This window comes from Candidatus Magnetaquiglobus sp., assembly GCF_058402785.1.
Genome location: NZ_JBZVFG010000004.1, coordinates 58,282 through 72,495, shown reverse-complemented (window position 1 = coordinate 72,495; position 14,214 = coordinate 58,282). Strand labels below are relative to the sequence as shown.

Here is a 14,214-nt window from a genome sequence, read left to right as displayed (position 1 = left end):
GGGATCCCATACCCCGTTCCGCGCCTGGGATTCATGCCGCGCGCCCCGCCGCGTGCCCCGAGGACCAGGCCCATTGCAGATTGTACCCCCCGAGCCATCCGGTCACATCCAACACCTCGCCGACGAAAAAGAGTCCCGGCACCATGCGACACCCCATGGTTACGGGATCGATGGCGCGGGTATCCACGCCGCCGACCGTCACCTCGGCCCGCTCGAAACCGCCGGTGCCGACCGGCACGATGCGCCAATGATGGAATGTGTCGGCCAGATCCCGCAACACCTTGTCGCCGACTCCGGCCAACGGAACCTCCACCTCTGGCATCTCCATTTTCCGACATGCCAGTCGTTTAGGCAAGAAGCGTGACAATATGGTACGCGGAAACACCCTGGATTCGGTCCGTTTGGCCTCCAGAAGCCGTGCGGCCAGGTCGATTCCGGGGGCCAGATCGATATCGAGGGGTTCTCCGGGCAACCAATGGGAGGAGATCTGCAAAATGGCCGGACCGCTCAAGCCCCGATGGGTGAAAAGCAGATCATCGTCGAAGCGTGCCCGCGGGCTTGCGATCGAGACGGGCAGGGAGATGCCGCTCCAGTCGCGACAGGCCTCGAGCCATGGACCGTTGAAGGTCAGGGGACACAAACCGGGTCTCAAGGGGGTGATCTTGAGGCCGAATTGACGGGCGATGGCATGACCGAGACCGGTGGCGCCGAGCTTGGGCATGGATCGTCCGCCCAGAGCCACCACCAGGGCGGCACCCCTCTCCGCGCCCTTGGCCGTGGTGACCACGAACCGTTCATCCACCCGTTCCACCTGGCGGATCTCGGTACCGGGGGCGATGGCCACCCGCGCGCGACGGCACTCCTCGAGAAGCACCGCGACGATGGTTTCGGCGGAGCCGTCGCAAAAGAGCTGGCCGGGAGCCTTCTCCCGATACGCGATTCGGTGCCGGGCGAGCAGGGCCAGAAAATCGCGCGGGGTATAGGCGTTCAGGGCGGCGCGCGGAAAATCGGGATCGATTCCCAGGTAGCGTTCCGGTCGGCTCTCCAGATGGGTGAAGTTGCAGCGTCCGCCACCCGAGACGCGGATCTTCTCGCCCGCTCGGCGGGCGTGGTCGAGAACCAGCACGCGGCGTCCGCGTTTTCCGGCTGTCGCGGCGCACATCAACCCCGAGGCGCCGGCGCCGAGGACGATCAGATCCCACTGGGATTGGTCGGTCACCGGGAGGACGATTCGATCCGCTCCGCATCGATCAACAGGATCGGCGCGGGGTTCGGATCGCCTTCGGGCAACAGCAGGGCCAGGGCGCGCGGGCCGGAGATGGCCAGACGCGCGGCCAGAAGGGGGGGCAGGGGGTGGATGTCGCCTCGTGAGAGGGCGTGCAGGGTGACCGGTCCGCCCACTCGCCAGGTAACGACCGCACCGCCGCGCACCACCTCCAGAAGTCGGTGGTCGGCGGTTGCATCCGGACGATCGAGACCCAGGAGGGGTTCGATGGGGGTGACCTCCGACTCGGATCCGGGAACGACGGGACGGCAGGCGCGCACCTGACCCGCCGGCAGGGCCATGGGATGACCACCCGCCAGAAAGAGCACCACATCCAGGATGCTGGCCTCGTTCATCCGAGTCCACGCGCGTAGGCGGCGAGCAGCAAAACCAGATCGAGCAGGGTCACCGCCCGCCCGTCGTGGTGGGTCACGCCGATGGCCAACCCCCGCCACGCCTCGGGCAGGGTGACGGGCAGCGGCTGGATGGCGCTTTGCGGCAGATCGAGCAGATCCACCACCCGATCGACGCGAATGCCGCTGGTGATCCCCTCGCCACGACCGATGAGGATCGTCGAGGCGCGTCCCGGTTCATCCCTCCCGTCCGGCAAGTGCAACAGCGCGTGGGGACGTATCACGGTTTCGATATCCCCGCGCACGTTGATCACCCCTTCCATGCTGGGCGGACATCCGGGCACGAAGAAGACCCGCGCACGGGCGAGAATCTCGCGCACCCGCTCCCCCTGAAACCCGAAACGCTCTCCGGCCAGCTCGAAGATCACCCACTTGCGCGTCTCCTCGTCCACGGAGACGATGGCCTCACGGGAGGGGCGGGGTTGGGCGAGAATCTCATCCAGGGTGGGTTGCATGCGAAAAACGACTCCCATTCGTCACCATTCAGAACCCCTGCGTTCAAGAACAAGGAAAAACCTCGGAGGCTCTGCCTCCGCACTCAAGCCGGGGGTCTTCGGTCTCCGGACCCCCGCGACAGTTGGGGTCATCGTCGGTCAATCCACCTCCACACGGTTGCGACCGTGGTGCTTGGCCAGATACAACGCCCGATCCGCCGCCTCGCGCAGGGTCTCCAGACAACCGTGTTGGGTGAGGCTGGCGATGCCGGCGGAGAAGGTGCACGAAAAACTCCCCTGGGCCGATTGAAAGACCAGCTTGCCGAAATCAAGCCGCAGATCATCGATCAAACGTGCCGCCCGTTCCAACGAGACATCCTGAAGGATGACCGCGAACTCCTCGCCGCCGTACCGTCCCACCACGTCGGAATTGCGCAACCGTTGCTGAAGAACCCTCGAAAGGGCCATGATCACCTGATCGCCCATCGGATGACCATGGGTGTCGTTGACCGATTTGAAATGGTCGATGTCGATCATCGAGAAACAGAGCGTGGCATCGTTGCGCTGGGCGCTGGCGATGGCGTTGTCCAAGAGTTGCGAGGTGGTGGTGTGGTTGAACAGTCCGGTCAGGCTGTCGCGGGTCATCAGGGAGCGCAACGTGCGCATCCGTTCGGCGCGCACCGCCACGGCGGTGATCAGATCCGCGGGCTGGACCGGCTTGGTCAAGAAACCTTCCGCGCCGATGCGCATGGCCGAATCCTGCTTCTTGCGATCGGTCTCGCCGGACAGAAAAACGATCGGCAACCCGACGTAATCGGGAATCTGCCGGATCAACCGCGCCAGGTCGCGACCGTTGCAGGCCGGCATGTACATGTCCATCAGCACCAGATCGGAACGAAACTCGCGCAACTCCTCCAGGATGCGCCCCGGATCGTGCAGACAGCGGGTCACCATCCCCGCCCCCTCGAGAATCAGGGCGTGATACGCGCCGATCTCCGGTTCGTCATCGACCACCAGAATCCGGAACGGATCGGCCTGGCGGGGCGTGGTCAGCTCATCCAGGGAGGAGACCAGCTCCAAGGTGCGCGCCGGCTTGAGAAAATAGGCATCCCCGCCAGCGCGCACCGCATCCAGACGCGCGAAGAAATCGGTGCGGGAGGAGAGGAAAATGGTCGGAATTTCCCGTCCGATCTCCTGTTGCAGCGCAGCCACCACTTCGGTGCCGGCATCGTGTCCGGAAGGGAACATGATGTCCATGATCACCGCGTCGGGCGGATGGTTCATGACCGCGTTCCGAAGGGAACGGGTATCGGCGAAGGTCACGGCCTTGAAACCGAAACAGCGCAGCTGCATGGAGAGCTGATCGAGCATCAACTTGTCGTCATCGCAGACGTAAACCACCCGTCCGCGCCGCTCCAGACCATCCTCGTCGCTCTCGCCCGCCACGGGACATGGACACTCCGACGCGGGAGGCAAGGTCTGTCGCTGGTTGTTGCCGATCTCCTCGGCCATGGAGGAGAGGAGGTTCAGATACTCCTCGAGTTGTTCCAGCCACGCCTCGGGAGAAATCGCATCCTCCCCGGCATCGTGACGCATGATCCACGCCTCGCCCTGGGCGGCGACCACACCCAACTCCTTGAGACCAAACGAACGTCCGGTGCCCTTGATGCCATGAAAGAAGCGATGCAGCTCCTCGCGCGCGCCGGGATCATCCGGGCGCCTCTTCAGGGTTGCCACGCTCCCCCGCGCCTGGGCGATCCGCTCCGGCAACTGATCGATGAACCCAGCCCGCAGCCGGTTGATCCGCTCTTGCACCGATGACAGTCCCGTTCCCATCGAATCATCCAACTTTTCCAGGTTGTTTTCCAAGCGTTTGCCGCTAAAGATCGCGGCGGCGCGCCCGCACCTCGTCGATCACCCTGGAGAGACTCTCCTCCAGGGTGAAATCCTTGGTAATGCACCCATCCAGACGCGGTTCCCTGGTCAGGGGACCTTCCGGATCATCCCCGGTGAGCAGGATGAAGGGGCGATCGTCCCCGCGCTCCCGCAACTCCCGAAACAGATCGATCCCGGAGAGCAGAGGCATATTCATGTCGCTGATGATCATCGCGAAATCACCACCCGTGTCAAGCGCCCGCAAGGCATCCAGACCATTTTCCACCCATTCCACCTCGTGCCCCAACCCTTCGAGCACCGCCAGGGACATCTCCCCGGCCACCGGATCGTCATCCACCACCAGAATGCGCATGTCTCGACTCCTCCCTCATCCCCCGTGACCACGCCACCCCAACAGGGTGCGCAGGGTATCCACCAGATTGCCTTGACTGAAATCCCCCTTGACGATATAGGCATCCGCGCCGGCGCGCATGCCCCTCTGCTTGTCCTCCTCCCGGTCGCGGGAGGTCAGGATGATGATCGGCTTGTCCCGATAGCGATCCTCACGCCGCAACCGCTCGGTGAGCGAAAAACCATCCATGCCCGGCATCTCCACGTCGGTCAGCACCGCGTCGAACTCCTCGGCCAACGCATGCCGCAAACCGTCCAGACCATCCTCGGCCAGGGTGACCCGAAAACCACACGCCTCAAGCATGTCCTTTTCGATCTCACGGGTGTTCAGAGAGTCGTCCACCACCAGAACCCGGTCGTGTCCCGGCTCGCGACGCTCCGGGATCGTCGCCACATGGCCACCCCGCAAACGTCTCGCCCGCTCCAGCAGACCAGGGGCATGCAACACGCTCACCAGGGCGTTCTCACCCGTGACCACCAGTCCCGACACCAACGGCACCATCCGAAGCAGCTCCGGCATGGGGTGGATCACCATGTCGTGCTCATCCACCAGGTCATCGACCTCCAGGGCGAGCTTTTCATCCCGGATCGCCAGCACCACGACCAGCATCCCGAACCGCTCCTCCGCATGGGTACGGGGCGCCGAACCGGGACTGACGGCTCCCGGCGCGTCGAGCAGTTCGCTCAACCGGAGCAACGGCACGAACTCATTGCCCAGGATCACCATGTCGCGATCGCCCAGGGAGATCACCGCCGAGCGGGACAGACGCCGGATCGCACCCACATGCCGGGCCGTGAAGCCGTAATGGGCTCCGTTCACCTCCACCAGCAGCACCCGCATCATCGCCAGCGAAAACGGCACCCGCAATCGCAATGTGGTGCCCACCTCCGCCACGGTATCGATTTCGATGGCCCCGCGCAGCTCCTCGAGCACGGTCTGGCGCACCACGTCCATGCCCACCCCGCGCCCGGAAAGATCGGTCACGAAAGTGGTGGTGGAAAAACCGGGCAGAAAGATCAGATCCAGCGTTTCTCGCTCGGTGAGCGCCGCCAGTCTCTCCTCGTTCACCAACCCCATGCGCAGCGCCTTGGCCCGGACCCGCTCCAGAGAGATCCCGGCACCGTCGTCCTGAATCTCGATCACCACCTGTCCCGATTCCTGACGCGCCGATAACGTCAACCGTCCCTGGGCCGGCTTGCCGGCGGCCAGCCGGATATCTGGGGTCTCCAGACCGTGATCGATGGCGTTGCGGATCACATGGATCAACGGATCGGAGAGCTTGTCGATGATGCGTCGGTCCAGCTCGATCTCCGCGCCGCGGGTCTGACAGATCGCCTGCTTGCCCACCGAACGGGCCAGATCCCGCGCCAACTGTTGGGCGGGCTCGAAGATCACCGCCAACGGCAACATGCGCATCATCAGGGTTTTGTCGTGCAGCTCGGTCATCAGCGACTCCTGATCCAGCACATCCTCGCGCAACCGTCCCGCGAACAGGTGCAACGGAACCGTCACGGACCCCTCCAGGCCGCTGGTGGCCAGCTGTCGATCCAGGGTGGCGATCTCCACCAGCCTCTGGCGCATGCGGGCGTGACTGGAGAGCAGCTCCCCCATGAGCTTGATCAACTCGTCGAGTTTCTCCAGACGCACGCGCACGGTCTCGACGTTTTTCAAACGCGACTCCTCGCGCGCTCCCTCCGGTTTGGATGGCGTCCGGTCCCGCGTGACGACGGGGGAGGGGGGCGGCGGGGGCGGCGTTGAGCGGACATCCGACTCGGGCGGGGTCGGGGCGTCGGAACGCTCCGGCACGCCCGCCGAAACGCCCGGTGCCGGGTTGGTCTGGGCGGGGACGCTTTCCGGCGTCACGGACGGGGACTCCTCGGCGGCCAGACGGATCAGGGTGGCCAACAACCCCGGATCGGATGGAGCCAGCCGCGCCCCATCCGGGGTTTCAGCCAGAATGTCCACCTGAGCGGAGAGCGCATCCAGCGCCTGGCGCAGACATTCGCCCGACTCGGCCTGGAAACGTACCCGGCCTTCGCGCAGACTGGCGAAAAAATCCTCGACCCGATGGGCGGTTTCGGTGATCGGATCCAGCTTGAGCATGCGCGCCGAGCCCTTGATCGTATGCGCGGAACGGAACATGGCATGCACCACGCCGGCATCCCCCGACTCGAGGGATGCCACCCCTTCGCCCAGCTGCCGGAGATGTTCCCGCGCCTCTTCCACGAAGCGGGTGATGAACTTTTTCAGGTCAAGGGCCATGGGTCGCCATGACTCCGGCAGAAGAACCGACCGCGCGCATCTTCTCCAGCTGATGGGCGCTCAGGAATCGCACCTCGGCCAATGGCAGTCCCGGCGGCACATGGTTCAACCCGGTTTCTCCTCCCCCCTCGGAAAGCAGTTGCAACACCACCCGATAGCCGTGCCGCGCCCGTTCGAATTCGTGGCCGAAACGGTGCAGTTCGGCCAGATGATAATGGGCCGGCCAGCAGTGATGGGCCCGATAGACCGCCTGCTTGAACCAGGAAATCGCCTCATGGCTCTTTTTTTGCCATTTCGCGGCCACGCCCAGCAGCAGAAGGGCATCGATGGAGTCCGGATTCATCGTCAACGCCATGCGGGCCACGCTTTCGGCCTGCGCGAATTCACGACGTTCGATCAGAAGATAGGCCCGGAGCAACGACGCACCGACATGGCCCGGATCGCTGGCGAGCAGTTCATCGAGCCGTGCGCGGGCCTCGTCATGACATTTTTCGTCCACCAGACGACGCGCCTGGTCGAAACGCCCGTCGGACGCATCGAATCGGGCCGCATGGCGCGCGGCATCCAGAGAGGGGGAGGCCTCCACCGGCAACGGGGACGAAATCGCCGCATGGCGCGCGGCATCCAGAGAGGGGAAGGCCTCCACCGGCAACGGGGACGAAATCGTCGGATCGCGCCCGACCGTCGGGTGGGGCGCCACGATCGGGAACGACGGGGACGACGCCACCAGGGGCACGGGCGGACGCGCCTCCTCGGGGAGTGCGGCGTTGATGAAATAGAACTGACCCTCCTCCTCCACGAGGCGCAGAACGCCCAGATCGTTGGCCAGCGTCTCCGAGGCCGCGACGATCAGCACCCCCTCCTCGTTCAGCATCGAGGCGATGCGCCGCAACACTTCCAGACGCGTCGCCGGATCGAAGTAGATGGAGACGTTGCGGAACAGGAGAATGTCGATCCCCTTGAACCGGGTCGGAATCGGCTCGGTGACCACGTTGAACTGGTGAAAGGTGACCGCCTGCTTGATCCGTTCATGCAGACAGTGGGATTTGTCCTGACTGGTGAAGAAACGTTCACGCCAGTACCGCTCCACGCCGCGAAAGGAGAAATCCGAATAACAGCCACGGCGCGCCTTGGCCAGAATCGTGTCGTCGATGTCGCATCCCGCGAAGGTGAAGCGCGCGCCAATCTCCTCGCCATGGTGTTCGTTCAAGGCCATGACCAGCGAATAGATCTCCTCGCCCGACGAACACCCCACGCTCAGGATGCGCACCGGCGCAAGCCGGAGACGCCTGGACAACAAACGTGGCGCGATCCGTTCCACCAGAAACCGGATCTGCTCGGGTTCGCGAAAAAAAAAGGTTTCGTTGATGGTCAACCGATTGACCAGCTCCCGAAACTCCTGATCGCTGGCGCGCAGACGATCCAGATAAAGGCGCGGAGAAAGATTCAAGGCGCCCAGCCGCTCATGAAGCACGCGGACCAGATTGGCTTCGTTGCTCGTCTCGAAAACCAGACCGCAGCCGTTCTTGATCAGGGTCTTGAAGGGGGCGAGATCGAGGGTCATCGTCCGATCTCCGCGAACGCCAGGTCGGTCTGGGTCAGGCGGACCATTTCCGGGGCGATCAGATCCAACGGCACGATCCGTTGCACCGCGCCGGCAAGAATGGCCACCTGATTCATGCCGTAGATCAGGGAGGTGCCTTCATCCTGGGCGAGGGTGACGCCTCCCTTGCGGTGGATGCTCAGCATTCCCGCCGCGCCATCGCTGCCCATGCCGGTCAGGATGATCCCCACGGCACGCGATCCGAACACCTCGGCGGTGGAAGCGAGCAACCGGTCGCAACTCGGTCGGTAGATGTCCGAATCGACCCGTTTCAGCAGGGCCAGACGACGTTGCGGAGTGACCGTGAGGTGCATCTCCGAAGGGGAGATGTGGACCACGCCGGCCCGCGGGGAGTCCCCGTCCTCGGCCAGACGCACCGGCAGCCGGGTCACCGTGGCCAGCCACTCCACCAGTCCGCCCGCGAAGCCGTCGGAGATGTGTTGGGCGATGAGCACCGGACAGGCAAAATCGCTCGGCAACGCGGTGAGAATCCTGGCCAGTGCCTGGGGGCCGCCGGTGGAGGAGGCGATGGCGAACAAACGCGGATAGATGAACGGATGGCAGGCATCGTGGGACAACGGCACCACCGGAGGCCTGGGAGAGAGGTTTTTCGGCTTCAGGCGCGTCACCACCGACACCCCGGCCAACAGACGAACCTTATCCACGAACAGCGTGGCCGACTCGCCAACCAAACCCGGCTTTTCGATCACCTCCAGGGCTCCGAGCGTGGTGGCCTCCAGGGCCTCGCGGGCTCCGGCGGCGCTGCTCACCACCAGAATCGGCACCGCCTTGGCGCACATGATCTCCTCGATCGCCCCGAGCCCCCCCATCACCGGCATCTCCAGGTCCATGGAGACCAGATCCGGTTGCAACGCGCGCACCAACTCCACGGCCTGCCGTCCGTTGGTCGCCTCGCCCACCACCTCGATCCCGCCGGCATCTTCCAGGATCTGCCGCAGGATCTGACGGGCCATCACACTGTCATCGGCAATGACGACGCGAATCATTTTCCGTTACCTTCCCACCCGAGGTTTGTCCCGTCATCCTTCCTTGGTGAGTTTGAACTGGCGCACCATCTCCTCGAGACGCTCCGAAAGTCCCAGCATCTCCCGGCTCACGCCCGAAACACGGGTGATCGACTGGGCGGTCACCGAACTGGCGGTGACGATCTCCCGCAGCGCGATCACCACCTGATTGCTGGCGATCTTCTGTTGCTGGGTGGAAAGCGAGATCTGTTGCGCCGAATGGCTGGCATGGGTGGCCGCCTTGACGATCTCGCCGAGTCGCTCGGCGGTGTGGGTCGAGGCGGTGGTGCCGGCGGTGATGCCCACCGAACCCCGTTCGGTGTTCACCACCAGGCGGCTGATCGAATCCTGGATCTCGTTGATCTTGGTTTCGATCTCCTTGGTCGAGTCGGTCACGCTGTCGGCCAGCCGGCGGATTTCGCTGGCCACCACCGAAAAACGACGCCCCGCCTCGCCGGCGCTCGAAGCCTCGAGGGCCGCGTTGAAGGCGATCAGACGAGTCTGATCCGCCAGATTGTTGATGATCTCCATCACCTTGCCGATCTGCTTGGATTTGGCGCCCAGATCGACGATCTCCTTCAACACCATCTGCCGGTCGTCGCGGATGTCGTTCATCCGTCCCATCACCGTCTGCATCGCCTCGGACCCCTTGCGGCTGCCGTCCAGGGTCTGGTTGGCGATATCGACCACCGATTTGGCCTGCTCGGCGATCTGGGTCGAGGAGGCGGAAAGCTCCTCCATGGTGGAGGTGATCTCGGCCACCGACGAGGACATCTGACTGGTGGTGGTCGCCTGACCCGAAATCGCGTCGGCGATCTCGCGCGCGGCACGATGCACCTGTCCGGCCCTGGCATCGACCTCGGCAGCCATCTCGTGGAGTTTCAGGCGCATCTCTTCGGTGGCATGAGCCAGATCGGCGATCTCGTCGCGTCCCGTCAAGGGGATGGCCATGGTCAGATCACCCGAGGCGACCCGGTTCACCCCTTGCGTCACGGCCTGGATGCGTCCCACCAGATGCCGGGCGATGAGCATGGCCAGCAGCAGGCCGATCACGATCGAAATCGCGCCCATGCCGAACGAGGAGAGGCGTGCGTGTCGCAACGCCTCCTGATAGGCGGTGCTCTCCATGGCGATCTCCAGGACGCCGATGGATTTGCCGGAGAAATCGGCGATCTCCGCAGCCAGCACGGCATGGCTCTCGCCGTGAAGCTCCCGATGCTCCAGAATCGGTTCGCCGTTCATGACCTTTTTCAACAGATCCGCTTCCAGGAGCGGTTTGCCCCCCAACGTGGATCCCACGGTCTTGAAGCCGTCCTTGTCGAGCAGATGCATGCCGACATCCACGCCGTTGCGCTGCTTGAAGGTGTCGAAAAAGGGTTGACCGAAGGTAAGGCCGAACTCAACCGAGCCGAGATGCTTGCCGTTGTGCAAAAGCGGCACCACGCCGCGCGCGCCGAGTCCGGCTACGCCCCCCTCGAGACCCGACGAGATCTTCTGCTGTTTGTTGGTGGTCACCACCGTGTGCCGGAAGGTGGAGAGATCGTCCCCGAACTTTTCCGGTTTGTGAACCCGCAGCCAGGAGGTGGCCGGCGGGGTATGGAACTGGAACTGCTCCACCCCGTGATGCTTGGCGAGGTCCGGATATCCGGGCACGAACAGTTCGGCCAGCGCCTTGCGATCGCCGGCGGCGAACTTCTCCTGGACCAGAGGCATGCTGGCCACCAGGGCGCTCATGGTGACCGCGGAGCGGCTTTCCGCCGCGATGGCGTTGTGAGCGGCCTTGAGGTGGGCATCCAGGGCGGTCCGTTCCGACTGGCGGATCAGATCGCTCATGTTCTGGAGGTTGTCCGTGGTCAACAGAAGCCCCACCAGCACGATGGCAAAGCCCATCGCCACCATGATCTTGGCCCAGAGACGTAATTGATGCAGCATGCCTACCCTCGTTTGATGATGATTTCGAACAGGATGGCCATGAGGCGTGGCTGACGATCGCCCACGACCCGCGCCCACCCCCCTGGAGCGTCAATCGGTGAAGATCCCCTCCAGGGTCTCCACCTGAACGATCCGACGACTCCACAACGCGATCTCTCCGGCGCTGGCCGTACCCACCCGTTGGCGCGCCGTGGTCGGCACGGTTCCAAAACGGGCCTCGATCAGTTCGAGCAGCATTTCGGCCCTGCCTTCCAAACGCCCCTCCTGGCGCCCCTCCTGGCGCCCCTCCTGGCGCCCCTCCAACTTGCCGAGTCCGTAGGATGACTCCACCATGCTGGCCTGGTAGTGGAGATCGTCCTTGTAGGCGGCATAGGCCTGACGTTCGGGCTCGGGCAGGCGCATCAGGTCCAACTCCTCCTTGGCCTGACGCAACCCCCTGGCGGTGAACTCCTCGCGGATCTCCTCGTTCTTGAGAAAATAGACCCATTCGTCCAGGGTGTCGCGGGCCAGATCGTTGAAGCGGTTGACCTTGATCAGATAATACTCCGGAAAGATCTCGGCCACCGACTCCCGTTTGAACAGGGCCTTCTGTCCGTCGTTGAGGCGCAGTTCATCCCGCGTGTGCAGTCCGCGGAAGGTGGTGGTGCCGTGGTAGATGTAGTCGTCGCCCTGGCCGAGATCGAAGTAGAGGATGCTCACCGAGATCACCTTCACCACATCGGAGTAGGGGCGTCCCTCGGCCAGATGCTCGGTGATGGCGCGTGCTCCCCCGTACAGGAGGCGATGGAAATAGTCGAGTTCCCGCTCGTATTGCACCTCGATGAGCACCAGTTCGCCGCGACTGTTCCGCACCTTGAGATCCACCCGGTTGGATTTGTCGAAGCGGTCGAACTTGTTGCTTTCGCTCTCCAACACCTCCAGGATGGTGATCTCCTCCTTGAGGAGTTCGGTGAGGAACCCCTCGAGGATCACGAAGTTGGCCTTGCTGCGCAACAGCCGTTTCAAGGCCCAGTCGAAGCTGATCAGGCGCCGCCTGTTCATCCGTGTCGGGCCTCCAGCCGGGACAAATCGCGCACCGCACCCTTGGCCGCGGAGGTGGTGAGGGCGGCATAGGCGCGCAGGGCCGCCGAAACCGGGCGATCGCGCCCCTCCGGGAAGAAACGCGGAATGGCGGCGCGACGCGCGGCCAGGGTGACGTCATCGACCGCCAGACGGATCGAGCGGTTGGGGATGTCGATTTCGATGCGATCGCCCTCCTCGACCAGCGCGATGGTCCCCCCCTCGGCGGCCTCGGGGGAGACGTGACCGATGGAGAGCCCGGAGGTTCCCCCGGAGAAACGACCATCGGTGATCAGGGCGCACGCCTTGCCGAGCCCCTTGGATTTCAGGAAGCTGGTGGGATAGAGCATCTCCTGCATGCCCGGTCCGCCGCGCGGTCCCTCGTAACGAATCAGCACCACGTCGCCGGCCTGGATCCGATCGTCCAGGATCGCCTCGCAGGCCGCATCCTGACTGGCGAAGATGCGTGCCGGTCCGGAGAACTTCCAGATCGATTCGTCCACCCCGGCGGTCTTGACGATGCACCCCTCCTCGGCCAGATTGCCGAACAGCACCGCCAGTCCCCCATCCTTGGAGTAGGCGTGTTCCAGATCGCGGATGCAGCCGTTGTCGCGATCCAGATCCAGCGACGGCCAGCGCGTCTCCTGGGCGAAGGGTTCGGTAGTCGGGAGGCCGCCGGGCGCGGCCAGATGACGCCGTTTGGCCGCCTCGGTGACGCCTGGCGCGGCGATGTCCTCCCGGTCGAGGGCCTCGGCGAGGGTGGGAGCATGGACGGTGGCGCATCCCTCGTGCAGAAGTCCGGCCCGTTTGAGTTCGCCGAGAATCGCCGGGATGCCGCCGGCGCGATGCACATCCTCGATGTGGTAGCGATCGGTGGAGGGGGCCACCTTGCACAGACAGGGCACCCGGCGGGAAAGCCGGTCGATGTCGTCCATGGTGAAGGGGACCTCGCCCTCGCGGGCGGCGGCCAGCAGGTGCAGCACGGTATTGGTCGAGCCGCCCATGGCGATGTCCAGGGACATGGCGTTCTCGAAAGCCTGGAAGGTGGCGATCGAGCGCGGCAGCACCGAGGCGTCTTCCTGTTCGTAGTACCGCTGGCACAACGAGACGATCAAGCGACCGGCCTCCAGGAACAGCGTCTTGCGATCGGCATGGGTGGCCAGCAACGTACCGTTGCCGGGCAGGGCCAGTCCCAGGGACTCCATCAGGCAGTTCATGGAGTTGGCGGTGAACAATCCGGCGCACGAGCCGCAGGTGGGGCAGGCGGACCGTTCGATGGTGGTCAGATCCCCATCCGAAACCCCCGTGTCGCCGGCGGCGATCATGGAGTCGATCAGATCGAGCTTGCGGGTGGTGCCGTCGCTCAACCGGGCCTTGCCGGCCTCCATCGGACCGCCGGAGACGAACACCGCCGGGATGTTGAGCCGCATGGCGGCCATGAACATGCCGGGGGTGATCTTGTCGCAGTTGGAGATGCAGACCATGGCATCCGCCGCGTGGGCATTGACCATGTATTCGACCGAATCGGCGATGATCTCCCGGGAGGGCAGGGAGTAGAGCATGCCGCCATGGCCCATGGCGATGCCGTCATCGATGGCGATGGTGTTGAATTCGCGTGGAATGCCCCCTGCCGCGCGGATCTGCCCGGCCACCAGGTCCCCGAGATTCTTCAAATGGACATGACCCGGAACGAATTGCGTGTAGGAGTTGGCGACCGCGATGATCGGACGGCCAAACTCGGACTCGGCGATGCCGGTGGCGCGCCACAGGGCACGGGCGCCGGCCATGTTGCGTCCATGGGTGGAGATGCGGGAACGGTAGGCAGGCATGAATCTACTCCGGATGGTCTTATGAAAGGGATGCTGGAACGTGAAAGTGGATTGTCAAAGGGTCCGATGTGGTGAATAATGCCGTCAACTCACCATCGAGGGTAGA

At 64.2% G+C, this 14,214-nt stretch carries 11 protein-coding genes; all 11 read right to left on the bottom strand.

The features are described from left to right. Positions 1 to 31 precede the first annotated feature (31 nt). Complete coding sequence (locus ACV4UY_RS02605; protein ID WP_491606103.1) at positions 32 to 1,219, bottom strand: BaiN/RdsA family NAD(P)/FAD-dependent oxidoreductase; 1,188 nt, start codon at positions 1,217 to 1,219, stop codon at positions 32 to 34. Further along, the gene (locus tag ACV4UY_RS02600; RefSeq protein WP_491606102.1) at positions 1,216 to 1,620 is read right to left on the bottom strand and encodes a hypothetical protein; all 405 of its coding nucleotides are present in this window, start codon (positions 1,618 to 1,620) and stop codon (positions 1,216 to 1,218) included. Before ACV4UY_RS02600 ends, ACV4UY_RS02605 begins: the two co-directional genes overlap by 4 nt. Further along, the gene (locus tag ACV4UY_RS02595) at positions 1,617 to 2,132 is read right to left on the bottom strand and encodes a chemotaxis protein CheW (protein WP_491606101.1); all 516 of its coding nucleotides are present in this window, start codon (positions 2,130 to 2,132) and stop codon (positions 1,617 to 1,619) included. Before ACV4UY_RS02595 ends, ACV4UY_RS02600 begins: the two co-directional genes overlap by 4 nt. Before the next feature lie 138 nt (positions 2,133 to 2,270). Further along, positions 2,271 to 3,947: a GGDEF domain-containing response regulator gene (locus ACV4UY_RS02590; RefSeq protein ID WP_491606100.1), complete on the bottom strand. Its 1,677-nt coding sequence runs from the start codon at positions 3,945 to 3,947 to the stop codon at positions 2,271 to 2,273. A 43-nt stretch (positions 3,948 to 3,990) separates the two neighbouring features. Further along, positions 3,991 to 4,359, bottom strand: a complete 369-nt coding sequence (locus tag ACV4UY_RS02585) for a response regulator (protein WP_491606099.1) — start codon at positions 4,357 to 4,359, stop codon at positions 3,991 to 3,993. Positions 4,360 to 4,374: 15 nt separating this feature from the next. After that, positions 4,375 to 6,660, bottom strand: a complete 2,286-nt coding sequence (locus ACV4UY_RS02580) for a hybrid sensor histidine kinase/response regulator (RefSeq protein ID WP_491606098.1) — start codon at positions 6,658 to 6,660, stop codon at positions 4,375 to 4,377. Next, positions 6,650 to 8,224, bottom strand: a complete 1,575-nt coding sequence (locus tag ACV4UY_RS02575) for a CheR family methyltransferase (protein ID WP_491606097.1) — start codon at positions 8,222 to 8,224, stop codon at positions 6,650 to 6,652. Before ACV4UY_RS02575 ends, ACV4UY_RS02580 begins: the two co-directional genes overlap by 11 nt. Next, positions 8,221 to 9,270: a chemotaxis-specific protein-glutamate methyltransferase CheB gene (gene cheB, locus ACV4UY_RS02570; RefSeq protein WP_491606096.1), complete on the bottom strand. Its 1,050-nt coding sequence runs from the start codon at positions 9,268 to 9,270 to the stop codon at positions 8,221 to 8,223. Before cheB ends, ACV4UY_RS02575 begins: the two co-directional genes overlap by 4 nt. A gap of 33 nt (positions 9,271 to 9,303) precedes the next feature. Continuing rightward, the gene (locus tag ACV4UY_RS02565; protein WP_491606095.1) at positions 9,304 to 11,220 is read right to left on the bottom strand and encodes a methyl-accepting chemotaxis protein; all 1,917 of its coding nucleotides are present in this window, start codon (positions 11,218 to 11,220) and stop codon (positions 9,304 to 9,306) included. A 90-nt stretch (positions 11,221 to 11,310) separates the two neighbouring features. Further along, positions 11,311 to 12,261 (bottom strand): Rpn family recombination-promoting nuclease/putative transposase, encoded by a 951-nt coding sequence (locus ACV4UY_RS02560; RefSeq protein WP_491606094.1) that lies wholly within the window; start codon positions 12,259 to 12,261, stop codon positions 11,311 to 11,313. Continuing rightward, positions 12,258 to 14,108: a dihydroxy-acid dehydratase gene (gene ilvD / locus ACV4UY_RS02555; RefSeq protein ID WP_491606093.1), complete on the bottom strand. Its 1,851-nt coding sequence runs from the start codon at positions 14,106 to 14,108 to the stop codon at positions 12,258 to 12,260. The genes ACV4UY_RS02560 and ilvD overlap by 4 nt, the downstream gene beginning before the upstream one ends. Positions 14,109 to 14,214 lie beyond the last annotated feature (106 nt).